The sequence below is a fragment of the Streptomyces smaragdinus genome (assembly GCF_009604385.1).
In the GTDB taxonomy this organism is placed as follows: Bacteria; Actinomycetota; Actinomycetes; order Streptomycetales; family Streptomycetaceae; genus Streptomyces; species Streptomyces smaragdinus.
Genome location: NZ_WEGJ01000020.1, coordinates 71,232 through 92,885, shown reverse-complemented (window position 1 = coordinate 92,885; position 21,654 = coordinate 71,232). Strand labels below are relative to the sequence as shown.

21 protein-coding genes are annotated in these 21,654 nt (G+C 71.7%); 10 read left to right on the top strand and 11 right to left on the bottom strand.

The annotated features are described in order from the left end of the window. The first annotated feature begins 21 nt into the window (after window positions 1-21). Entirely contained in the window at window positions 22-747 is a 726-nt protein-coding gene (locus tag SRB5_RS22715) for a GntR family transcriptional regulator (protein ID WP_153454971.1), read from the top strand. An 86-nt stretch (window positions 748-833) separates the two neighbouring features. Here SRB5_RS22715 and SRB5_RS22710 read toward each other — a convergent pair whose 3' ends face one another. After that, window positions 834-1,280 carry a MarR family winged helix-turn-helix transcriptional regulator gene (locus tag SRB5_RS22710; RefSeq protein WP_323378309.1) on the bottom strand — a complete coding sequence of 149 codons (447 nt, stop codon included), beginning with the start codon at window positions 1,278-1,280 and terminating at the stop codon, window positions 834-836. A gap of 112 nt (window positions 1,281-1,392) precedes the next feature. On the opposite strand from SRB5_RS22710, the gene SRB5_RS22705 reads away from it, so the two are divergent. The 3 genes from SRB5_RS22705 to SRB5_RS22695 all read left to right on the top strand — a co-directional run bounded on the left by SRB5_RS22705 (window position 1,393) and on the right by SRB5_RS22695 (window position 4,720). Next, complete coding sequence (locus tag SRB5_RS22705; RefSeq protein ID WP_153454969.1) at window positions 1,393-2,292, top strand: alpha/beta hydrolase; 900 nt, start codon at window positions 1,393-1,395, stop codon at window positions 2,290-2,292. Between the two features lie 352 nt (window positions 2,293-2,644). Beyond that, a complete protein-coding gene (locus tag SRB5_RS22700) occupies window positions 2,645-3,625 on the top strand; it encodes a glycoside hydrolase family 11 protein (RefSeq protein WP_153454967.1) in 981 nt (326 codons plus the stop codon). Window positions 3,626-3,712: 87 nt separating this feature from the next. After that, window positions 3,713-4,720 carry a polysaccharide deacetylase family protein gene (locus tag SRB5_RS22695; protein ID WP_153454965.1) on the top strand — a complete coding sequence of 336 codons (1,008 nt, stop codon included), beginning with the start codon at window positions 3,713-3,715 and terminating at the stop codon, window positions 4,718-4,720. Between the two features lie 86 nt (window positions 4,721-4,806). Here SRB5_RS22695 and SRB5_RS22690 read toward each other — a convergent pair whose 3' ends face one another. Beyond that, the gene (locus SRB5_RS22690) at window positions 4,807-5,169 is read right to left on the bottom strand and encodes a hypothetical protein (RefSeq protein ID WP_153454963.1); all 363 of its coding nucleotides are present in this window, start codon (window positions 5,167-5,169) and stop codon (window positions 4,807-4,809) included. A gap of 212 nt (window positions 5,170-5,381) precedes the next feature. Here SRB5_RS22690 and SRB5_RS22685 point away from each other — a divergent pair, with 212 nt between their 5' ends. The 5 genes from SRB5_RS22685 to SRB5_RS22665 all read left to right on the top strand — a co-directional run bounded on the left by SRB5_RS22685 (window position 5,382) and on the right by SRB5_RS22665 (window position 8,611). Then, window positions 5,382-5,903: a SigE family RNA polymerase sigma factor gene (locus SRB5_RS22685; protein WP_153454961.1), complete on the top strand. Its 522-nt coding sequence runs from the start codon at window positions 5,382-5,384 to the stop codon at window positions 5,901-5,903. Next, window positions 5,896-6,486, top strand: a complete 591-nt coding sequence (locus SRB5_RS22680) for a hypothetical protein (RefSeq protein WP_323378308.1) — start codon at window positions 5,896-5,898, stop codon at window positions 6,484-6,486. The genes SRB5_RS22685 and SRB5_RS22680 overlap by 8 nt, the downstream gene beginning before the upstream one ends. A gap of 101 nt (window positions 6,487-6,587) precedes the next feature. Beyond that, window positions 6,588-7,145, top strand: coding sequence for a hypothetical protein (locus SRB5_RS22675; RefSeq protein WP_153454957.1), 558 nt, complete (start codon window positions 6,588-6,590; stop codon window positions 7,143-7,145). Between the two features lie 25 nt (window positions 7,146-7,170). After that, complete coding sequence (locus tag SRB5_RS22670; RefSeq protein WP_323378307.1) at window positions 7,171-7,749, top strand: hypothetical protein; 579 nt, start codon at window positions 7,171-7,173, stop codon at window positions 7,747-7,749. A gap of 187 nt (window positions 7,750-7,936) precedes the next feature. After that, the gene (locus SRB5_RS22665; RefSeq protein WP_153454955.1) at window positions 7,937-8,611 is read left to right on the top strand and encodes a hypothetical protein; all 675 of its coding nucleotides are present in this window, start codon (window positions 7,937-7,939) and stop codon (window positions 8,609-8,611) included. An 87-nt stretch (window positions 8,612-8,698) separates the two neighbouring features. Here the strand turns inward: SRB5_RS22665 and SRB5_RS22660 are convergent, their stop codons facing one another. Together SRB5_RS22660 and SRB5_RS22655 are read right to left on the bottom strand one after the other, a co-directional pair. Beyond that, the gene (locus tag SRB5_RS22660) at window positions 8,699-9,616 is read right to left on the bottom strand and encodes a glycosyltransferase family 2 protein (protein ID WP_153454953.1); all 918 of its coding nucleotides are present in this window, start codon (window positions 9,614-9,616) and stop codon (window positions 8,699-8,701) included. A gap of 31 nt (window positions 9,617-9,647) precedes the next feature. Next, on the bottom strand, window positions 9,648-11,624 hold the full coding sequence (locus SRB5_RS22655) for an O-antigen ligase family protein (RefSeq protein WP_228390330.1): 1,977 nt from the start codon (window positions 11,622-11,624) through the stop codon (window positions 9,648-9,650). Between the two features lie 93 nt (window positions 11,625-11,717). On the opposite strand from SRB5_RS22655, the gene SRB5_RS22650 reads away from it, so the two are divergent. Then, on the top strand, window positions 11,718-12,389 hold the full coding sequence (locus SRB5_RS22650; RefSeq protein WP_194293001.1) for a hypothetical protein: 672 nt from the start codon (window positions 11,718-11,720) through the stop codon (window positions 12,387-12,389). On the opposite strand, the gene SRB5_RS22645 is transcribed toward SRB5_RS22650, so the two are convergent. The 7 genes from SRB5_RS22645 to SRB5_RS22615 are packed head-to-tail and all read right to left on the bottom strand — an operon-like array spanning window position 12,324 to window position 21,654. Continuing rightward, window positions 12,324-13,370 (bottom strand): glycosyltransferase, encoded by a 1,047-nt coding sequence (locus SRB5_RS22645; protein WP_323378306.1) that lies wholly within the window; start codon window positions 13,368-13,370, stop codon window positions 12,324-12,326. The genes SRB5_RS22650 and SRB5_RS22645 overlap by 66 nt on opposite strands. Continuing rightward, window positions 13,371-16,622 (bottom strand): N,N-dimethylformamidase beta subunit family domain-containing protein, encoded by a 3,252-nt coding sequence (locus tag SRB5_RS37190; RefSeq protein ID WP_153454949.1) that lies wholly within the window; start codon window positions 16,620-16,622, stop codon window positions 13,371-13,373. A 23-nt stretch (window positions 16,623-16,645) separates the two neighbouring features. Beyond that, window positions 16,646-17,767, bottom strand: a complete 1,122-nt coding sequence (locus SRB5_RS22635; RefSeq protein WP_153454947.1) for a DegT/DnrJ/EryC1/StrS family aminotransferase — start codon at window positions 17,765-17,767, stop codon at window positions 16,646-16,648. Beyond that, window positions 17,764-18,447 carry an acetyltransferase gene (locus tag SRB5_RS22630; RefSeq protein WP_323378305.1) on the bottom strand — a complete coding sequence of 228 codons (684 nt, stop codon included), beginning with the start codon at window positions 18,445-18,447 and terminating at the stop codon, window positions 17,764-17,766. Before SRB5_RS22630 ends, SRB5_RS22635 begins: the two co-directional genes overlap by 4 nt. Continuing rightward, the gene (locus SRB5_RS36645) at window positions 18,444-19,592 is read right to left on the bottom strand and encodes a DegT/DnrJ/EryC1/StrS family aminotransferase (protein ID WP_323378304.1); all 1,149 of its coding nucleotides are present in this window, start codon (window positions 19,590-19,592) and stop codon (window positions 18,444-18,446) included. Before SRB5_RS36645 ends, SRB5_RS22630 begins: the two co-directional genes overlap by 4 nt. Further along, window positions 19,589-20,551: an NAD-dependent epimerase/dehydratase family protein gene (locus SRB5_RS22620; protein WP_153454945.1), complete on the bottom strand. Its 963-nt coding sequence runs from the start codon at window positions 20,549-20,551 to the stop codon at window positions 19,589-19,591. The genes SRB5_RS36645 and SRB5_RS22620 overlap by 4 nt, the downstream gene beginning before the upstream one ends. Beyond that, the gene (locus SRB5_RS22615) at window positions 20,548-21,654 is read right to left on the bottom strand and encodes a Gfo/Idh/MocA family protein (RefSeq protein ID WP_153454943.1); all 1,107 of its coding nucleotides are present in this window, start codon (window positions 21,652-21,654) and stop codon (window positions 20,548-20,550) included. Before SRB5_RS22615 ends, SRB5_RS22620 begins: the two co-directional genes overlap by 4 nt.

Below are 21,654 nucleotides of genomic sequence, written 5' to 3'. Positions count from 1 at the left end.
CACCCGAGCGGAGTGTCCCTGATGGTCACGCTGAAGTACGAGCAGATCGCGGACTCGATCCGCGCCCGCATCACGGAGGGCGAGCTGCCGCCCGGCGCGCTGATCCCGTCTCAGCGGGAGCTCTGCGAGCAGTGGGGCGTGTCGCGGGCCACGTCGATAAAGGCCATGGACGTACTCCGGCTCGACGGGTTGATCGACCGCGAGCGCCAGGGTCAGGGGTTCCGGGTCGCCGAGACACCGGTCGCCCGCCCGGCAGGGGGACGCGGCGCAAGCACGTACCGCATCGAGGGCGCGCATCCGTTCCGGCGGGTGGGCCGGCCCGAACGGATGGTCCCGCCGCCGGAGGTGAGGCACGCCCTCCGGCTGGCGGACGAGGCTGTCGCGCTGCGCCGGGACAGGGTTCTCCTCCTCGACGACGGAACCCCTCTGACCTTCGTCAGCGCCTGGTTCCCGGCGGATGTCGCGGATGCCTGCCCCCGGCTGGGGGCTACGGGCCCGCTCGCCGAGGGCACCACCCGCTACGTGGCCCGGCAGACGGAACGCAGCCCCGCACGGGCCGTGGACACGACGACTGTCCGGCTGGCGACGACCGACGAGGCCGGTCATCTGTCGGTCGAACTGCCGTGCCCGGTGGCAGTCAGCATGCACACGACGTACGACGCGGACGGCCGACCACTGGTCTGCGAAATGGGCGTCACATCTGGGCAGTTGTGGGAGCGCGCGGAGGAGTACCCGATGGTTGGGTAGTTCCGAATGAGACTTTCATTGATGCAACTTGCATTGATGCAAGCTTCCTGGGAACCGACGGCGCTGCACGTCGACCCCACATCACCTCACCCCGGCTGCCCCCTGTCAGCCGCCTCGAGCGCCGTGCGGAGGGTCGCCAGCGTGGTCGCGAGGCGTTTGAGGTCGGCGGCGGGGATCGGGGTCGTCAGCGCGGCCAGTTCCTTCTCCAGCGTCGGGCGGGACGACGCGAGGACCGACTCCCCCGCGGGAGTGAGGCGCAGGACCGAGGAGCGGCGGTCCTGGGGGTGGGCCACGCGGACGCACCAGCCCGCTGTCACCAGGCGGTCCACCGCCTTGCTCACCGCGCCCACCGTGATCGCCACCTCCCGCGCGATGTCCAGGACGCGGCAGTCCGCCACCCGGTCGATGATCTCCAGGAACTCGAACTGGCCCAGCGTCACACCGTGTTCCGTGCGGAGGTGGGTGCTCAGGGCGTTGTAGAGCCTGGTCTCCACGCGGACCAGGTCGAGGAAGAGTGGGGTGACGTAGCTCACAGGGACTCCAATAGATTCCTAGGAATCAACTTCCTTGGAAGGTGGTTAGGTGGATCGTAGATGCATTCCGAGGAATACACATCCTCCCACCCGACCCACCCGGAGGCCCACCATGTCCCGCCAGCAGCGCCAGGCCATCGACGTCCTGCTCCGCTCCACCCCCCGCAGCGACACCCCCTTCACCGTCGCCCAGCAGCGCGAAGGCTTCGCCGCCGGCGTCGGGCGTCCCGCGCCGAAGGGCGTCGTCACCCGCGAGCGCACCCTCGGCGGGCGGCCCGCCCTGGATCTCGAGCCGGAAGGCGCCCTCCGGCGGGGGCGGCTGCTCTACTTCCACGGCGGCTGCTACATCATCGGCTCCCCGGAAACGCACGCCGGCCTCGTCGGCGAGTTCGCCGCCCGCGCCGGGATCCGCGCGACCTCGGTCGACTACCGGCTGGCCCCCGAACACCCCTTCCCCGCCGCCGTCGACGACGGCCTCGCCTCCTACCGCGAGCTGCTGGACGGCGGAGAGGACCCGGGCGGGATCGTCCTCGGCGGCGACTCCGCCGGCGGCGGCCTGGCCCTCGCGACCCTGCTCGCCGCCCGGGACGCGGGCCTGCCGCAGCCGGCCGCCGTGGTCCTCTTCTCCCCGTGGGTCGACCTCACCGGCGCCGGGGACAGCATGCGCACCAAGGAGGACGCGGACCCGATCTTCACGGCGGCCGAAATCCACGCGGGCGTGGACCTCTACGTCGGTGACGGCGACCGCCGCCACCCTCTCGTGAGCCCGCTCTTCGCCGACCTGAGCGGCCTGCCCCCGCTGCTCGTACAGGTCGGCGCGAACGAGATGCTGCTCGACGACTCCGTCCGCCTCGCCGGCCGCGCGGGCGCCGACGGCGTCGGCGTCACGCTGGAGATCGGGGCGGAGCTCCCGCACGTCTACCAGCACCACTTCGGGCGCCTCGACGAGGCGGACGCCGCGCTCGACCGCGCCGCCCGGTTCCTCACGGACCGGCTCGGCGCCGGCAGCTGACCTCCGGTCGCGAAATGTCGCGGTCAACGACCGAAATTTTTCGAGCAATTCGACGACTGTCGGTGTGGGAACGATGCCCGATCCGGCAGTCGTCGGCCGCCTCCACATTCATCACGCCAGTAAATCCCCGGCATTCCCGTAAGGAATCCGTCGAGAAACTTTCGTAATTTCGTCGAAACTGTTGACACCAGAACCCAGCCGACCACACTGCTGTCCAAGCGGTGGAACGCGTACCCCACCGGCCGATGTCGTCACGGCGGCCTGCTCCTGCTCCTCCCGTCGCCGCGCACCCGCCGACAGCGGCCGAGTTCCGCCGGCCCCCACGCCGTACGAACGAGGAGGCAGCAGGACCATGAACGTTCGCGCACGACGACCCGGCGACCGCAGACGCGGGCTCGTCAGGACCTTTCTGATCACCGCGATGGCGGCGATGCTCGCCCTGGTCGTCCCGAGCACCGCGTCGGCGGTCAGTCCCGGGACGGGCACCAACAACGGCTACTTCTATTCCTTCTGGACCGACAGCCCGGGCACCGTCTCCATGGACCTGGGCTCCGGCGGCAACTACTCCACCCGGTGGAGCAACACCGGCAACTTCGTCGCCGGAAAGGGCTGGAGCACCGGGGACCGGCGGGCCGTCACGTACTCGGGGAGCTTCAATCCGTCCGGCAACGCGTATCTGACGCTGTACGGGTGGACTCAGGGCCCGCTCATCGAGTACTACATCGTCGACAACTGGGGCACGTACCGGCCCACCGGCACCCGGATGGGGTCGGTGACCAGTGACGGCGGGACGTACGACATTTACAAGACGACCCGCTACAACGCGCCGTCCATCGAGGGCACGAAGACCTTCGACCAGTACTGGTCCGTACGGACCTCCAAGCGCACCGGCGGCACCATCACCGCCGGCAACCACTTCGACGCCTGGGCGCGGGCCGGGATGAACCTGGGCCGTCACAACTACCAGATCCTCGCCACCGAGGGCTACCAGAGCAGCGGCAGCTCGAACATCACCATCGGCTCCGGCGGCACCACCCCGCCCCCGACCGAACCGCCGCCGAGCGGCGGCGGCTGCACCGCGACGCTGTCCGCGGGTTCCAGCTGGAGCGACCGGTACAACCTGAACGTCTCCGTCTCCGGTACGGACAACTGGGTCGTGACGATGAACGTCCCGTCACCGGCGAAGATCATCGCAAGCTGGAACATCGGCGCGCAGTACCCGACCGCCCAGCAACTCGTCGCCAGACCGAACGGCAACGGCAACAACTGGGGTGTGACCATCCAGCACAACGGCAACTGGACCTGGCCGACGGTGTCCTGCAGCACGGGCTGACCCTGCCGCACGGCCCGCTCTTCCCCCTGCGGCTGCCCGGGAATCCGTCCCGGGCAGCCGTAAGCCCGGACACAAGGAGTCACACCCATGCGCGACACCCCCCGGCGGTCGCTACGGCCGCTGATCGCCAAGCTCTCCGTCCTCGCCCTCGCCGCCGCCGGAGCCCTCGCCGTCCCCGCCCTCCCGGCGGAGGGCGCGGCGCAGGCCGCCTGCAACGGGTACGTCGGCCTGACGTTCGACGACGGCCCGTCCAGCACCACGTCGCAGCTGCTGAACGCGCTGCGGTCGAACGGGCTGCGGGCCACGATGTTCAACCAGGGCAACAACGCGGCCGCCAACCCCGCCCAGGTCCGCGCGCAGGTCAGCGCGGGGATGTGGGTCGGCAACCACAGCTACACCCACCCGCACATGACTCAGCTCAGCCAGGCCCAGATGGACTCCGAGATCTCCCGCACCCAGCAGGCGATCAGCAACGGCGGCGGCGGTACGCCGAAGCTGTTCCGTCCGCCGTACGGGGAGACCAACGCGACGCTGCAGGCCGTGGAGGCGAAGTACGGGCTGCGTCAGATCATCTGGGACGTCGACTCCCAGGACTGGAACAACGCGAGCACGGACGCCATCGTCGGCGCCGTGAACCGGATGACGAACGGCCAGATCATCCTCATGCACGACTGGCCCGCCAACACCCTCGCCGCGATCCCGCGCATCGCCCAGACCCTGTCCGCCAAGGGCCTGTGCGCCGGCATGATCTCCCCGTCGACGGGCCGCGCGGTGGCCCCCGACGGCGGCGGCACCACCCCGCCCCCGACGGAACCCCCGCCGACCGGCGGCAGCTGTACGGCGACGCTCTCGGCGGGCTCGAGCTGGACGGACCGCTACAACCTGTCCGTGAACGTCACGGGCTCCTCGAACTGGACCGTCACGATGAACGTCCCCTCCCCCGCGAAGATCATCGCGACGTGGAACATCACGGCCCAGTACCCGAACGCCCAAACCCTGGTGGCCCGCCCCAACGGCAACGGCAACAACTGGGGCGTGACCATCCAGCACAACGGCAACAGAACCTGGCCGACGGTCTCCTGCCGCGCGGGCTGACCCGCTCAACAGGGTGCCCGGGGCCTCAGGGTCCCGGGCATTCGTAGGAGGTGGCCGGAGGAGAGGTGCGAGCCCCCGTGAGCCCCTCAGAAGGTGTACGACAGGGTGTGGCCCAGGAACGGGCCCGGGACGTAGCCCGTGTCGAACGTGAGGTGCTGGCCGTCGCAGACGTCGAGGACGAAGATCCGGGTGCCGATGCGCAGCGTGAGGCGGGTGCAGCGGCCGTCCACGATCGCGCTGTTCATCGAGCCGGTGACCCGGACCAGGCCGGTGTCCGCCGTGCAGGCGCGGTAGTTGAGGGAGACGCCGTACAGGATGACGTCGGGGCCGTAGAAGAGGCACGTCTCCGCGGTGGGGGCGGGCTTCTCGGCCGCCGCGGCCGTGGCGGGGACCGTGAAGAGCGCGGCGGCCGCGAGGAGGGCGGTGGCGGCTGCGGTGAGACGGCGCATGGCGTGGGCTCCTTCGGACGGCGTGCGGGAAATTGCCCTGAGCATGACAGGAACCCGGTAGGGGCGACAGGCCGGGACCGGACATTCCGCCGGGGGCTCAAGACAGCGCCGGGACCATCCGGAACCCCGGCTTCTTGCGTCGTCCGCGGCGCAAGTGGCAGTGTTCGGTCGACCAGACTGACGCACGGGGCGCCGAAGACCGCAGGTGGGGGATGGACGAGCAGGCGTTTGACGCCTTTTACGCCGGGAGCGTGGGGCGGCTCATCGGGCAGCTGTACGCCATGATCGGCGACCGGGCCGAGGCCCAGGACGTCGTCCAGGAAGCGTTCGTACGGGCCTGGGAGCGGCGGGGGCAGCTGGACAAGGACGGTGCCCCCGAGGCGTGGGTACGGACCGTCGCGTACCGGCTCGCGGTCAGCCGCTGGCGCCGGGTACGGACCTCGCTCAGCTTCGCGAAGCGGCAGGGGCCGCCCCCGAACGTACCGCCGCCCGCGGACCATCACGTGCTGCTGGTCGAGGCGCTGAAGCAGATCCCGGCGGCGCAGCGGCGCGTGATCGTGCTGCATCACCTGTGCGATCTGGAGGTCAAGCAGGTCGCCGAGGAGACGGGCTCGCCCGTCGGTACGGTCAAGGCGCAGCTGAGCCGGGGGCGGGCTGCGCTGGCGAAGATTCTCGCCGATACTGAGCTGGATCCGCGGACGGGCGGCCGGGTGTCGGAGGTGGAGCGTGGCTGACGACATCGGCCTGGACGAACGGCTGGCCGGCCTCGCCGCCGAGGGCCGCCGCTCCGCCGTACCGCTGGCCGCCGAGACCATCCGCGCCCGCGGCGACCGGCGCCGCAGGCGCAGGCGGGCGGCGCAGGCGTCGGGCGGGGTGCTGCTGGCCGCCGCGGTGATCGCGGGCGGGCTGACGCTGTTCGGGCGCGGGGAGGAGAAGGCGCCGACGGCCGCGAAGCCGTCCGCGAGCGCGCCCCTGTTCGTACCGCCGACGCCCGGGCCGGGCGAGGAGTACGCCGCCGAGCTCGGATACGTGTACGGGGCGAAGGCGGTGGACGGGGATCGGGTACGGGTCACCGTCAAGCAGCTCGAGGAGAAGAACGGGACGGCCGTGCCCACCGGGGTCGTGCATCAGCTGACCCTGGACTCGTTCACCGCGGTCGAGGTCGAGACGCTGACCGGCGGCAGGCCGGGGGACGCGCGGATCGGGGACGTGGTGGACCTGCTGAAGGGCGGGCCCGAATGGGTGTTCGCCCTGGACTACGACGCCGAGGGGCGGGTCCGGTCGCTGCGTGAGGTGTACTGGCTGACGGTGAAGTAGGCCCGCCAGAAATTTCCTGGGACCGGATGCAACCCGGCGGGCGGTCCGGCGCGTAGAGACCGCGTAACCCGACCACACACCGGTCCCGAGGAGAACAGACCATGCCCGCCTCCCGCCGCAAGGCCACCCTGCGCCTGCTCACCGTCGTCGCCCTCGGTGCCCTCGCCCTGACCGGGTGCGGCGAGAAGGGCGCGGACGACGCGGCCGCCCCCGCGTCCGTCGAGGCCACGGCCACGGCAGACGACGGCGTGGACCCCGCCGCCGCGGACACCGAGGCACCGGAGGAGAAGGCGCCCTTCGCCGGTACGAAGCAGTTCGTGACGATGGAGAAGGCCTGGACCGAGGGCGGCGTGACCAAGGTCTCCGTCCGGCCCGCGCAGAAGCAGAAGGCCGACGGCTTCGAGGCCTGGGAGATCATCCAGGGCACGGGCGAGTTCACCACCGTCCCGCTGGCGGAGGACGCCCGGGTGCTGCTGACGGTCCAGGTGCGCCCGGACAGCGACGAGGCGGGGCGCGGTGAGCCCGTGGAGACGCCGCAGGACGAGTTCGTCACCGACTTCATGGGGCTCGAGGAGCGGCTGCGCGAGAACGTCGGGTTCGACCTGAGCTTCGACGGTGAGGGCCGGGTCACCAAGCTGGAGTCGCTGTACACCCCGTGAGTCCGATGAGCCGAGGAGGTGGGACGTGAATCTGGAGGAGCGGCTCGCCGAACTGGCCGCCGAGGGCCGGCGGTCCGCCGTCCCACTGGCCGCCGAGCGGATCCGGGTACGGGGCGACCGGCGCCGGCGGCGCAAGCGGGCGGCCGCGGCATCCGGCGGGGTGGTGATGGCGGCGGCGGTGGTCGTGGGGGTGCTGTCGGTGGTCCGGATGCCGGAGGGGGCAACCACCGCGGCGAAGCCGACGGTGACGCCGAGCGCCTCGGCCTTCGTGACGCCGGTGCCGGGGCCCGGGGAGGAATACGCGAGCGAACTCGGATTCGTTTACGACGCGGTCGTACGGGGGAAATCCGTTCAGGTCACGGTGGCGGAAGTCCGTTACCGAAAAGGAGTCTTCAGACGCAGCGGAATGGTGCATACGGTGACGCTCCCGCCGGAAATTCCGGTTGAGGCGAAGAATGCGACCGGGGGGCGGGCGCAGGATTTGCGGATGGGTGATTTCGTGAACCTGCTGAAGGGCGGGCCCGAGTGGGTGTTCGCCCTGGATTACGACGCCGAGGGCCGCGTACGGTCGCTGCGCGAGGCGTACTGGCTGACCGTCGAATGATGCTTTGACCTGCCACTATGCACGTGACGAGATCCCGTCGATCTTCATGATCGGTCGGGATCTCCGTCGTTTCCGGGGCGCGTCGAAGGAAAATTGAAAAATACTTGGACCGGATGCAACCCGGCTGGCGGCTCAAGGCGTAGAGAGGGTGTAACCCAAACACGCCGATAAACAGGAGCCGTTGACAATGAACACCTCCCGCCGTCACACCGCCAAGGGCTGGCTCACCGTCATCGCCATCAGCACCCTCGTCCTGACCGGATGCGGCCGGCAGGGCGGCACCGACGCGATGGAGCCCGCCGGCGCGGCAAAGCCGGCCGCTTCCCCCGCCGCAAAGGCGAAGGAGAAGACGGAGCAGACGCCCTCGTCCCCGACCACCGAGCCGACCGCCCGCCCGTCGGCCGCCACGAAGAAGCCCACCGCCAAGCCCACCGCCGAGCCGAGCACCCCGGCCGCCAAGCCGTCCGCCAAGCCGAGCAAGCCCGCCCCCAAAGCCCCCTTCGCCGGCACGGCACCCTTCGTGAACATCAACAGGGCCTGGACCGCCGGTGGCCGCACCTACGTCTCCGTCCGCGTGGCCGAGAAGAAGATCAACACCCGGTTCGACACCTGGGAGATCATCCCCGGCACCGGACCCTTCACGACGGTCCCCCTGGCGAAGAACGCCCGGATCGGGCTGACCGCCCAGGTCCGCGGCGACGTAGCCGGCCACCAGGACTACGAGCTGCTGCCGTACTCGCCGACCCAGTTCGTCACCGTGTTCAACAAGCTGGACCCCGCGTTCTACAACGGCACCGGCTTCGACCTGGTCGTCGACGCCTCGGGCCAGATCACGAGCATGCAGTCACTGTTCCGCCCGTGACCACGAACGTGCGGCCGCGCTGCCCCCGGACACCCCACAGCCGGGGGCCGCGGCGCCGGCCGCACAGGTCATGGACCCCGGGAAGCCTCAGGACCCTCCGGTGCGCGCCTCCGGCGGAATCAGCCGGGTACGGGCGCCGCCACCCGACAGCAGCGCCCGCGCAGCGGCACGGCTGGGCCCCTGCCCCAGGACGGCGCGGGAGGCCTCGCGCAGGAGGACCGCCGCGCGGAACACCGCCGTCGCGGCGGCGGAATGGCGACGGCGGTAGAGGTGGACGCGGTTCAGCGTGAGCAGCGTCCACAGCCGGGGGGAGACCTGGGAGTCGCCGCCCAGATGGGTGGCGGAGGCCGTGGGTTCCAGGCGGGTGCGGAAGCCGCGGTCGCGGGCGCGGAGGCAGAACTCCGTCTCCTCGGAGTAGAGCCAGAAGGACTCGTCCCACGGCCCGCACGCCCGCAGACAGTCCCCGGACACGGCCATCAGGGCGCCCGTCGCCCAGTCCGTGACAGTCGAGCGGGCGTACGCCGAAGGATCCGTCACCAGCTCGCTCAGATACGGGAACCGTCCCGCCCGCCGGTTCCCGATCACCGCCTCCCCCAGCGCCCGGGGGATCGACGACTCCCGCCGCAGCGTCCTGATGAGGGCGCCGTCCGCCTCGTACAGCAACGGCACCGCAATCCCCGTCGAGCCGGACAGCCCGCCGACCAGCCGCTCCCCGCAGCCCTCCGCCAGCCGCAGGTCCGGGTTGCAGATCAGCACCGCCGAGTACTCTCCCGCAGCCGCCAGCGCCGCGTTGATCCCCCCGGCGTACCCGGCGTTACGGCCGGTCTCGACGACCACCGCCTCCGGAGCCCGCTCCCGCAGGACCGCGACCGTATCGTCGGCGGAGGCGTTGTCGGCGACGACCAGCCGCCAGTCCAGCCCCGCCAGCCCCTTGGGGAGGGAGTCGAGGAAGCCGGGGAGAACCTCGGCACTGTTCCAGGTCACCACGACCACGGCGACGGTCATCTCACGGCCTCCACAATAGGTACGGGTCCGTTCACGCGCGCCGCACGATGTCCGCGCGGTCGTCCTGCTTGCCGGCCGGGGGTTCGGGGGTCATCCCCCGGGAAGAGGCAGCGGCAGATCGCCGCACGAACCCCAGACAGCCCCCCGCCGCCCCCAGCAGCACGAAGAACACCCCCGCGAACATCGGAAAGCTCAACGAATCGAACGTCGCACTGATCACCAGCGACACCATCGCCGAAGCGAAGAATGCCTGCCCCAGCTCCCGGTCGTTGTCATCACGCGCCACCCGCCGGATCGCCCCACCACAGTGAATCCCCGCCAGGAACAACCCGGCCAACGCGACCAGCCCGACCACCCCCATCTCGGCCAGGACCAGCAGATACTCGTTGTCGGTGAAGAAGTACCGATCCGGAAAGAACGTCCCGAACCCCCGCCCCAGCACCGGATCCTGCCGGAAGTACACGGCGATCTCCGAGTACTTGACCGTCCGGGCCTGCGTACTGGAGTCCGAGTTCGACAGGAACTCGGAGAACAGCCCGGTGATCGTCCCGATCAGCCCCGGCACGATCACCTTGAACACCCCCACCGCCCCCACCAACACCCCGATGGCCGCCCACCGCCGCCCCGGCTTCCACCGAGGCACCATCACCAGAGCCACCACGGCCGCCCCGATGATCGACGTCCGCGACACGGTCAGCGGCAGCAACCCCCCGAGCAGCACCACCGGCCCCCACCGCCGCGCGGCCGAAGCCCCCCGCCGCACCGGATCGAACGCCTGCTGCACGGCGAACGGCAGCAGCACGGCCAGCATCCCCCCGAACTCCAGCGGATGCGCGGTGAGCGACCGCGGCCGGGTGAACGACCCCCGGTCCATCACGGAGGCCCCCGCGACGGACGTCTGCAGCCCGGGCACGGCGATCAGGTCGGCGATGCTGGTCTCCGTCACGAAGTCGTAGATCCCCAGCGCCGCCACCACCGCCGCCATCACGACCAGCCGCCGCAGCAGCACGTCCAGCCGCTCCCGGTCCCGCATCGCGGTGGCGCCCAGCACGACCAGCGTCACCCACACCACCAGCAGGATGACCGCCCGGTCGGCCCCCGAGATCTCCTCCCCGGCAGCCCCCCGCGTGGCATTGGCGACGAACGACAGCAGCACCGCCAGCGTCAGCACCCCCACGGCGATCGTCGGCGCCCGCGAACCACCGACAGGCACCAGCCGCCCCGACAGCCACCCGGCCAGATACCAGCACAGCCCCACCAGCGCGAAGGCGTTCGCCGGAGTCCCGACGCCCCCGAGCCCCGGCAGCGCGAGGTTCGACGGAATGAACAGGGCGAGCGCCAGATACACGCTGAGGACGTCCGTCGCGTCAAGCTCCCGCCCGAGGAGCACACCCCCACGCCCCGAAGGCCGCCGCAGGGGCCGACCCGAGCGAAAGCGCCCGATCGCCTCCGCCACGAACGCCAGCACGAACCCCGCCGCCCCCGCCGCCAGCACCACCGCCGCCGCGGCCTGGTACCGGGGCTTGGCCTCCGACACCGGCTGCTGCGGGGACACGATGGGCGTGGCCTGCGCGTAGTACCCCTCCGGCACCCGGGCGGCGGACTGCAGGGCCTGCAGCTCCTCCGCCGCGAAGCGGGTGATGATCTCCGTCTCGCGGTAGACGTCAGCCCGGTCGCTGCCGGTGACGGTGAGCGTCAGCAGCGGCCCCTCGGCCTTCTCCGCGAAGCCGACGGTGTACGGGTCGGTGACGCCCATGTCGCGCAGGGTCTTCGCCGAGTCCTGGGACTCGATGGTGCGGATCAGCACCTCCGCCGTACCGATGAGCGAGCCCCCGGCGTCGGCGATGGGGTTGCCGTAGCTGGGGGCGACGCGGGCGGCGGCGCGGGAGTTCAGCAGGGAGACCGAGGACTGGGACTCGTAGTCGAGGGGGACGGTCCGGTACAGCTGGAAGGCGGCCAATACGCCGAGGAGGGCGACGGGGGCGGCGACGTACCAACGGCGTATCAAGACGTAAAAAATATCCCGGATACTCATATGCCCTCCCCCCGAGAGCCCGCCGCCTGCCAGTATCGACGGTGTCGGAAGGGAAGGGGGAGCCCCATGACGCCCGAGATGTTCGCGCGGGCCCTGCTGCGGCGCTGGTACGTGCTCGCGCTCGTCGCGGTGCTGACCGCCGGAGGGGCCTGGCAGGTGCTGCGGCCCGAGCCGCGGTTCGTCAGTTCGGCGGTGCTGCTGGTGAAGTCGCCGGTCACGCAGAACCAGCCGAACCAGCTCACCAACCTCCAGCCCGCCCTGGCCGCCACCTCGTACTCGGTGATCCTCCAGCTCCGCTCCCCCGAGGGCCGCGCCGACCTGCGCCAGGCGGGGGTGAGCGGCACGTACCGCATCTCGCCCCGCAACAGCGGCACCAGCGTCACCCCGCGGTACGTGATCCCGTCCCTGCAGATCGTCGCCGAGCAGCCCGACGGCACCGAGGCGGGGCTGATGGTGCAGCGCATCATGAACGTGTACTCCGCCCGCCTGGAGAAGCTGCAGGCCGACCAGGGCATCGCCCCCGCCGCCCGGCTGACGGCCGCCGTCGTCAGCCGCCCCGGTACGGTCGAGGCCACGGCCACCCCGAGCCGGGCCCTGGCCGGCGTCGGCCTGCTGGGCCTGCTCGGCGGGGTGACCGGGGCGCTGGCGCTGGACTCACGCCGCCGGCGGACGTCAGACGCCACGCCGCGCCCAGGACCGCCACCACAGCCGCTCGCGGACGCGGTCGCGCACCGCTGAGAGCACCAGCGGCTGCAGATACGGCATGACGCCCGCCCCGATCCGCCGCCGCAGCGCGAGCGCCCGGTACTCGGGCAGCCCCTCCACCGACGGCACGCACTCGCGGGCGAAGGCGACGAGCTCGTCCACCGGCACCACACCGGTGCGCCCCCTGTCGTACGCCCGGTAGGCGCGGCGCAGCGCGTACCGGGCGAGGCGGGTGCGTACCAGCGCGGAGAGCCGGTCGGCGTCGGGCAGCCGGTCCCGGCACTTCTCCAGCGTCGAGTCGTACGCCACCAGCCGCTGCCGCAGGTCGTCGAGCTGCCCGCCGAAGTCGACGGTGGACATGTTCTTGCCGTGGACCCGGTAGTACGCCTGGTCGGCGCCGCGCACATAGCCGACGTCGGCGTGCGCGGCGAGCCGCATCCACATCTCGATGTCCCCGGCGTGCGGCAGCTTCGGGTCGTAGCCGCCGACGTGCTGCTGGAGCTTGGTCCGCACGACGACCTCCGGCGACGTGATGCACCCGGTGGCCTCGCGGAAGCGGCGTTCCAGCCACCAGTGGCCGGGGTAGACCACCGAACCGGTCGATTCGGTACGGGCCTTCGGCAGCGGCCCGCCGTGGACGAACCGCAGCGGCCGGCCGTACGCGAAGCCCGCCTCCGGGTGGGCGTCGAGCAGCGCCGCCGCGCGGACGAGGGCGCCCGGGACGAGGCGGTCGTCGGCGGACAGCAGGACGCTGTAGTCGCCGGTCGCCCAGTCCAGGAGGCCCTCGTTGTACGTGGCGATGTGGCCCTGGTTCGTCGCGTGGACCCGCACCTCGATCCGGTCGTCCGCGGCGGCCAGGCGATGCGCCTGGTCCGCCGAGTCGTCCGGGGAGGCGTCGTCGATGATCAGCACCCGGATGTCGGGGCCGGGCTGCTCGTCGAGGACGCTGCGTACGCAGTCGGCCAGGAAGTGGCCGTACTTGTAGCAGGGGATGACGACGCTGACGCTGCTCACTCAGCCTCCCGCCGAGGTGAAGACGGGGCCCACCCAGTAGTTGGTCGCGTTGTAGGTGCCCGTCGGATAGCCGATGTCGGCGCCGTATCGATAGAGCCCGTCAGACGCCGACAGCGGATACGCCAGATGGGGCGCCGAGAAGTACCCGGGATCGACGGAGTAGTGACCGTTCGGGGCGTGGTACGAGACGACGTACTCCGTCCCGGCGGTGACGGCCACGGGATCGTCGAAGGTCAGCGTCTGCCAGCCCGATTCCGTCTCGTCCGTGAACGTCCCGGTGGCCAGCTGCTGCTGACCGTCCACCGCCCACAGCGTCCCCGTGTGCGTCCCGGTGTTCCCGGCGCCCTTGTAGAACGTGACCCCGGTGACCTGACCGTCCACCGCCGACGAGAACCGCGTCCCCAGCTCCAGCGAGTTGGGGTCACCGGTGGCCTCCGCCGTCGTCGGGGTGGCCTGCGCGGGCCACAGCCGGCACGGGCAGTTCAGCGGCGGCGGTGTCGCGCTGGTGGTGAACGTCCAGGTCACCGGGGACGGCATGGCGTTGCCCCAGAGGTCGGCGCCCTGGACGGACACGGTGTACGTGGTGTTCAGCGCCAGCTGGCCCGCCAGGGCGAACGCCGCCGTCCGCGAGTCCCCGTCCAGCGCCACCGTCCCGGGGACGGTGGCCCCGCCGGGACCCGTCACCGTGAAGTCGAGCGACGCGGCGTCCATGCCCTGGCTGAAGGTCGCCGACACGGGTGCCGTGATCGCGACGCCGGTGGCCCCGGAGGACGGCGTGCGGGCGGTGACGGTGGGCGGGGTGGTGCTGGCGGTGCCGGTCTCCAGGATGGCGTCCACCCAGTAGTTGGCGCCGCCGGTGGAGCCGTTGGTGGGGAAGGCGCTGGTGGCGCTGTAGCGGTAGACGCCGTTCGCGCCGTCCGTGCCGGACTGCAGGGCGGTGATCGGGGCCAGGCCCGCGCTCTTGCCGTCGAAGTAGCCGTCGTCGAAGGCGTAGCCGCCGTTCGGGGCGTGGTACGAGGCGATGTACGTCTTCCCGGGCTTGACCGGCACCGGGTTGTCGAACATCAGCGTCTGCCAGCCGCCCGTCGTCTCGCCCGTGAAGGTGCCGGTCGCCAGCCGCTGCTGGGTCGTCGCGTCCCAGATGCTGCCGGTGTGGGTGCCGGTGTTGTACTGCGACTTGTAGAACTTCACGCCGGCGATGGACCCCGGCGTGGACGTACGGATCTTCACCCCGAGCTCGACGGAGCCGCCGTCGCCGCCGTTGGCCTTGACGGGCTCGGCGGACGCGGGCCAGACGGTGCAGGGGCACTGCTGTTCGGTGACGGTGAGCGGGACGGTGGTCGCGGCGCCGATGTTGACGCTGTCGTCCACCGAGCGGACCTTCAGCTGGACGGTGCCGGTGGTCACCGGGGTCCACTTGTAGGTCCAGCTCGTACGGCCCGTCGCCGCGTGCCAGGTGGCGCCGCCGTCGGTGGACACCTCCGTACGGGCGACGACGCCGCCGCCCGTGTCGGTCGCGGTGCCGGTGACGGTGAGCTCCTTGAGCGCGGGGGTCGAGGAGCCGGCGGCGGGGCTGGTGACGGCGACGGTGGGGCCGGTGGTGTCGGTGGACTTGGTGGCCGTGACCAGGCCGGACTGCAGGGTGGTGGGCTGGACGCCCATGTCGGCGAGCACGTTGACCGTCGCCTGCTGCATCCGGTTCTGGGTGTCGACGGTCGACTGGTAGGGGTCGTCCGCCGGGTAGTACGGGCGGTCGGTCAGTCCCCAGGACCACTGGACGGTGCCGGTGCCGAAGACCAGGGCGTTCGAGGTGCGGTCCCGGAAGGCGACCAGATGGTGGGTGGCCTCGCCGTCGCCGTACGAGTTGCCCCAGTCCTTGAGCACGTTGTCGGTGATGCTCTCGGTGGCCTCCGAGAGACGGATCTGGCCCTCGGGGCGGGAGGCGTTCTCGATGTCGCTGTCCCACTCGTAGCCGAGGGTGCCCAGGGGGAACACGGAGGTCCCGCCGGGAGCCAGATTGCGGACGGTCGTGTTGCGCCAGATCCGCATGTCCTTGTACGCGGCGGGCACCTTGATCGCCTGGTATTCGGGGCCGTTCACCTTGAACATCGACCCGGTGAGGATGTTCTCCGGCTGGTACGGGGCCCCCTGGGCGGTGCTCGCCGGGTCCATCCAGGTGCCGGTCCACTCGCTGCTGGGGTCCGGGATGCCGTTGGGGGTGGGGAGGGAGAGCTTGGTCTCCTTGTAGCAGACGAGGGTGCGGTTCGCGGTGTTCGTACCGTCGATGCTGGGCTCGAGGCGGGTCTTCCAGAACACCTCGTTGCCGCTGGCGAAGATCTGGTTCACCCCCGCCTTCCGCGCGTTCAGCACGTTGGTGAACTGCTCCTGCGTCCAGTACTCGTCGTGGCCGGACGACATGTAGATCTTGTGGTTGGTCAGCAGTCCGGGCCGGGTCGCCGTGTCGAGGCCGGAGAGATAGCTGACGTCGTAGCCGTTGCGCTCCAGCCAGGCGAGCATCTCCCACTCGGAGCCGTAGATGCCGTTGTCGCCGCCGACGTCGAGCGGCCGGTTGTAGCTCACTTTGTACGCGCGCCCGTCGGGCGCGGGGCCGTCGCCGTCGTACAGATTGGGGCTGCCCCAGTTGTTGTACGCCTGCCAGGTCTCGTCGGAGGTCTGCACGACGATGTCGGAGTGGCTGGACTCGTCCTTCACGACGAACGGGTACGTCATCACGCCGTTGCCGTCGGCCTGCTCGAAGTTGGCGATGTACAGGCCGCTGAGCGCGGTGGAGGGCACGGCCCAGGTGCCGGTGACGGGCCAGTTGCCGCAGTCCATGAGGCCGACGGAGGCGTCGTGGGTGCAGGACGCGGGGGTGCCGGTGTTGTTGGCCGGATAGAGCTGGTTGTACTGGGCGTCGGTGGACATCCGGCGGGCGCCGTCCGCGTCGTACCAGCCGAGGCGGTAGACGCGGATGCGGTACTGGCTGGGCGACTGCACCTTGAAGCGGACCGTGTCGCCGGCCTCGACGCTCATCTCGGTGGTGAAGCCCGCGATGTCGCCCCAGGCGTTCGGGGAGAACCACTCGTCCCTGGGGGCGCCCGGTTTGGAGTTCTCGCACTGGACCGGGTTGCTGCCCGCCCCGCACGGATCCGCCGCGGCGGCGGGAGCCGCCGGGGTGAGGGCGGCGGCGATCAGGGCCGCGACGAGCGCGGCCCTGCGACCGCGAAGCCATTGTCTGCTGAGCTGTCTCATTGCCGATTACCTTCCGGACGCCGTCAGGCGCCCAATGCGTCCGCGAGTGCGTCCACCACCCGTTGCTGACCGTCCTCGGTGAGCTGCGGGAAGAGCGGGAGCGAGAGGATCTCGCCGGCGGCGCGTTCCGCGTGCGGGAAGGCGCCGGGCCGGTGACCGAGGTGCTGGTAGGCGGGCGTGAGATGGACCGGGGCGGGGTAGTGGACGCCTGCGCCGATGCCGTCCGCGTTGAGTTTTCCGAGGACTTCGTCCCGGTCGGCGTCCGGGAGACGAATGACGTAGAGGTGCCACACGTGGGTATTGCCGGCGACCGTGACCGGGCGGACGACCCGGCCCGCGTCGGCGAGCGGCGCGAGGAGCGCGTCGTAGCGGGCGGCGGCGGCGCGGCGGGCGTCGTTGGCGGCGGTCAGACGGCGGAGCTTCGCGCGCAGGACGACCGCCTGGAGGCCGTCGAGGCGGCTGTTGAAGCCGGGGACGTCGTGGCTGTACTTGCTGACGCCGCCGTGGTTCGCCATGGCCCGTACGAGGTCCGCCCGCACCGGATCGTCGGTGAGGACGGCGCCCGCGTCGCCGTACGCGCCGAGGTTCTTGCCGGGGTAGAAGCTCGTCGCCGCGATGGTCCCCTGACCGGGGGTGCGGCCGTCGCGGGAGGCGCCCTGGCACTGGGCGGCGTCCTCGACGATCCGGACGTGGCCGGGCAGGCCGGCGGCCAGCTCGGCGACGTTCGCGCACTGCCCGTACAGATGGACGGGGATCACGGCGCGGGTGGCCGGGGTGACGGCGGCGAGGGCGGCCGGGACGTCGATCAGGAAGCAGGCCGGTGTGCAGTCGACGAGGACGGGGCGGGCGCCCGTGCGGGCGACGGCGCCGGCGGTGGCGATGAACGTGTTCGCCGGGACGATCACCTCGTCGCCGGGGCCGACGCCGGAGGCGCGCAGGGCCAGTTCGAGGGCGTCGGTGCCGTTGGCGACGCCGACGCAGTGCGTGACGCCGGCGAAGTCGGCGTACTCGCGCTCGAAGGCCCGTACCTCCTCGCCGCCGACGAACGCCGTGTTCGCCAGCACGCGGTCGAAGCCCGCGCGGATCTCGTCCGCGACCTCGGCGTGCGCCGCCTTGAGGTCCACCAGGGGGATCGGGTCGGTCATCTGTACTCTCCCGCCGTTTCTTCGGCCAGCTGTTCCAGTGCCTCGGGGCCCGCCTCGCGCAGCCGCCGCGCGGGGCTGCCGGCCCAGACCTCGCCGGGCGGGACGTCTCCGAGGACGACGCTGCCCATGCCGAGCAGCGACCAGGGGCCGACGGTCGTGTGCTCGCGCACCTGCGCCCCGGACCCCGCGTACACGCCGCGCCCGAGGCGGACGGCGCCGCCGAGGCGGACACCGGAGGCGAGGGTGGCGTAGTCGCCGACCTCGTCGTCGTGGGTGAGGACGCAGTGCGGCATCACCGCGACATGGGCGCCGAGGCGGACGGACGCCGTCAGGACGGTGTGCGCGAGCAGCACGCAGCCGGGGCCGAGGCGGGAGGTCGCGGAGACGACGGCGGTGGGGTCGGCGAGGGTGGCGTAGCGGTCGCCGGGGAGGCCGAGGCGGGCGACGATGCGGGCGCGCACCGCGTAGTCGCGGGGGCTCCCGGCGCAGACGACGAAGTCCACGCCGGTGAGCTCCCGGGCCAGTTCGGTGCCGCCCAGCACGGGCACGCCGTCGACCTCGACGCCGTGCAGCGCCGGATCGTCGTCCAGATGCCCCAGCAGCTCCCGCCCCGCCGCCCTCGCGGCCTGCGCGGCCTCGCGGGCGAAGCCGCCGGCGCCGATGACGACGAGGCCGTTCACCGGGTCACCGCCGCGTCCCGGAGGGCGTCGACGACGCGGTCCTGCTGGGCCTCCGTCATGGTGTGGAAGAGGGGGAGGATGAGGGACCGCCCGCTGATCAGCTCGGTGACGGGCAGCGGGCCCGCCGGGTGACCGGCGTACGCGGGCTCCAGGTGCGCGGCCATGATGCCGCGCCGCGCGGATATCCCGGCGTCGGACAGGACCGCCAGCAGCTCGTCGCGCCCGACGGGGAAGTCCTCCCCCAGCAGCACCCAGTACGACTGGAAGTTGCCCTCCCCGTACGCCGGGTCCCGTACCGGCTCCAGCCCCGGAATGTCCGCGAGGAGCTTCTCGTACCGCGCGGCCAGCTCCCGCCGCCGGGCGACCATCTCGGAGAGCTTCCCCAGCTGTACGAGTCCGACAGCCGCCTGAATATCCGTCATCCGGTAGTTGAACCCGGTCTCCAGATAGGCCTCCAGCACCGGCTTCCCCGCCGCATGCCGCTCGGCCGCGGACACGTTCATCCCGTGCTCCCGCAGCCTCCGCATCCGCGCCGCCCACTGGGCGTCATCGGTGGTGACCATGCCGCCCTCCCCGGTGGTGAGCAGCTTGCGCGGATGAAAGGACCACGCCGCGAGCAGCGCCCCGGAACCCACCGGCCGCCCCCCGGCGGACGTCCCCACCGCACACGCCGCGTCCTCCACCAGCGGCACCCCCCACCGCGCGCACGCCGCCCGCATCCCGTCCGCGTCGGCCGGCACCCCGCCCTGATGCACGAGCAGCACCGCCCGGGTACGGGGCGTCCGCACGGCGTCCACGGTCTGCGGCGTGAGGTTCGCCGTACGCGGATCGACGTCCGCGAACACCGGCACCGCCCCCGTGTACCGCACCGCGTTGGCCGTGGCGACGAACGACAGCGACGGCACGACGACCTCGTCCCCCGCCCCCACCCCCAGCACCGTCAACGCCAGATGCAGCGCCGTGGTGCACGAGCTCACCGCGACCCCGTGCCCGGCCCCGACCCGCGCCGCGAAGGCCCGCTCGAACTCCGCCACCCGGGGCCCCTGCGCCACCCACCCCGACCGCACGGCGTCGGCGGCAGCCTGAGCCTCCTCCTCCCCGAGCCACGGCACCATCACGGGGATCCGCCCGACGTCTGCGGTCACCGCTCCGCCCGCCACCACGCCACCAGATCCGCCAGCCCGTCCCGCAGCCCGATCTCCGCCTTGAACCCCAGCCGCTCCTCCGCCGCCGAGGTGTCCGCGAGCCGCCGCGTCACGGCGTTGACCTTCCGCGCCGGCCCGTGCACGGGCTCCAGGCCCGAGGCCCCCATCGCGTCGAGCAGCGCCTCGGCGAGCTCCACCAGGGACGTCTCGGTGGCGCTGGCCACGTTGAACACCTCGTCGGTGAGCGGGGACCGCGCCGCCAGGATGTTGGCGCGGGCGATGTCCCGTACGTCGACGAAGTCCATCGTCTGCAGCCCGTCGCCCAGGATCAGCGGCGGCTCCCCGGCCTCGATGCGCTCCATCCAGCGGATGAGGACCTCGGTGTAGAGCCCGTGGATGTCCATGCGCGGCCCGTACACGTTGAAGTACCGCAGCGCGACGTAGTCCAGCCCGTACATGGCGTGGAAGCTGCGCAGCATGCCCTCGTTGAAGGCCTTCGCCGCGCCGTAGAAGGTGTCGTTGTTGTACGGGTGGTGCCGCTCGCCGGTGGGAAAGGTGTCGGCCAGGCCGTACACGGACGCCGACGACGAGGCGACGACCTTCGCCACCCCGGCCTCGGCGGCGGCCTCCAGCACGTTGAACGTGCCGTCGACCAGCACCTCGTTCGCCAGCCGGGGCTCCTCCGCGCACTGCGTGATCCGGATCGCCGCCAGATGGAACACCAGGTCGACGTCGGCGGTCATCTCGCGCACCAGCCCGGCGTCGCGGATGTCGCCCTCGACCAGCTCCACCACGCCGCTGTCCATGGCCGCCGCGAGATTGGCCCGCCGCCCGCGCACCAGGTTGTCCAGTACCCGGACCTCCCCCGCGCCGGCCTCGGCCAGCAGGTCGACCACATGCGAGCCGATGGTGCCAGCGCCCCCGGTCACCAGCGCCTTCTTGCCCCGGATCGTGCTCAACGCCGTCCCCCCAGTGGTTCGGTACGCGGTGTCCGGCCGGTGCCGGCCCGCAGTCCTACGACCGCGCCGCGGAACTCCAGGCTCCGTGAGGCGGCCTCGAGAATGTCCAGCACCCGCAGCCCGGCCCGCCCGTCGGTCAGCGCGGGCCGCCGCTCGCGGATCGCGCCGGCGAACTCGTCGACCATGGCCCGCAGCGCCTCCCGCTCCCCCAGCGCGGGCGCGATCATGTCGCCCGTGCGGTACGAGACGAGGGCGTCGCGGCGCTCGTCGGCGCCCAGGTCGTGGGGCGTCGTCAGGTCCACGCCCCGGTCGAAGAGGGCGACGCGCTGGGCGGGGTTCAGGTCGTCCCAGATGAGCGTGCGCCGGGAGCCGCCGACCATGGTCGTGCGGACCTTGGTGGGCGACAGCCAGTTGACGTGCACGTGCGCGATGGCACCCGTGCTGAGCTGCAGCGTCAGATACGCCACGCACGCCTGCCCGGCGCCGATCGGGTCGGCGCCGTGCGCGGCGACGGCGACGGGCCGGACGTCGGCGGGGAGGATGAAGTCGAGGATCGACAGGTCGTGCGGGGCGAGGTCCCACAGGACGTCGATGTCCTTCTGGACGAGGCCCAGGTTGATCCGCACCGAGTCGACGTAGTGGATCTGCCCCAGCTCACCGCCGCGCACCAGCTCGCGGATGCGGGCGACGGCCGGGGTGTAGCAGTACGTGTGGTCGCACATCAGCGTCAGACCGCGCTCGTCGGCCTCCGCCACCAGGCGTTCGCCGTCCTCGAAGGTCGCGGCGAGCGGCTTCTCGACCAGCACGTGCTTCCCGGCCCGCAGGGCGGCCAGCGCCACGTCGAGATGCGTCCCGGCGGGGGTGGCGACGGCGACGGCGTGTACGTCGGGGTCGGCGAGGACCTCGGCGTAGTCGGCGGTCGCCCGGACCGTGGAGTACGAGCCGAGGACGCGGCGGGCACGGTCGATGTCCAGGTCGCACAGCCAGTGCAGGCGGAAGGCCGGGCTGGACTGGAAGTTGCGGACGAGGTTCGGACCCCAGTAGCCGGCGCCGACAACTGCGACGCCTAACCGCTTCTCGTCGTGCGCGGTGCTTTTCGTCAT

What these genes read in the sequence shown, in the direction of transcription:
- SRB5_RS37190 (WP_153454949.1), bottom strand. Translation starts at nt 16,622, where the DNA reads ATGAGACAGCTCAGCAGACAATGGCTTCGCGGTCGCAGGGCCGCGCTC.
- SRB5_RS22700 (WP_153454967.1), top strand. Translation starts at nt 2,645, where the DNA reads ATGAACGTTCGCGCACGACGACCCGGCGACCGCAGACGCGGGCTCGTC.
- SRB5_RS22660 (WP_153454953.1), bottom strand. Translation starts at nt 9,616, where the DNA reads ATGACCGTCGCCGTGGTCGTGGTGACCTGGAACAGTGCCGAGGTTCTC.
- SRB5_RS22635 (WP_153454947.1), bottom strand. Translation starts at nt 17,767, where the DNA reads ATGACCGACCCGATCCCCCTGGTGGACCTCAAGGCGGCGCACGCCGAG.
- SRB5_RS22690 (WP_153454963.1), bottom strand. Translation starts at nt 5,169, where the DNA reads ATGCGCCGTCTCACCGCAGCCGCCACCGCCCTCCTCGCGGCCGCCGCG.
- SRB5_RS22650 (WP_194293001.1), top strand. Translation starts at nt 11,718, where the DNA reads ATGACGCCCGAGATGTTCGCGCGGGCCCTGCTGCGGCGCTGGTACGTG.
- SRB5_RS22665 (WP_153454955.1), top strand. Translation starts at nt 7,937, where the DNA reads ATGAACACCTCCCGCCGTCACACCGCCAAGGGCTGGCTCACCGTCATC.
- SRB5_RS22675 (WP_153454957.1), top strand. Translation starts at nt 6,588, where the DNA reads ATGCCCGCCTCCCGCCGCAAGGCCACCCTGCGCCTGCTCACCGTCGTC.
- SRB5_RS22705 (WP_153454969.1), top strand. Translation starts at nt 1,393, where the DNA reads ATGTCCCGCCAGCAGCGCCAGGCCATCGACGTCCTGCTCCGCTCCACC.
- SRB5_RS22685 (WP_153454961.1), top strand. Translation starts at nt 5,382, where the DNA reads ATGGACGAGCAGGCGTTTGACGCCTTTTACGCCGGGAGCGTGGGGCGG.
- SRB5_RS22615 (WP_153454943.1), bottom strand. Translation starts at nt 21,654, where the DNA reads ATGACGAAAAGCACCGCGCACGACGAGAAGCGGTTAGGCGTCGCAGTT.
- SRB5_RS22695 (WP_153454965.1), top strand. Translation starts at nt 3,713, where the DNA reads ATGCGCGACACCCCCCGGCGGTCGCTACGGCCGCTGATCGCCAAGCTC.
- SRB5_RS22715 (WP_153454971.1), top strand. Translation starts at nt 22, where the DNA reads ATGGTCACGCTGAAGTACGAGCAGATCGCGGACTCGATCCGCGCCCGC.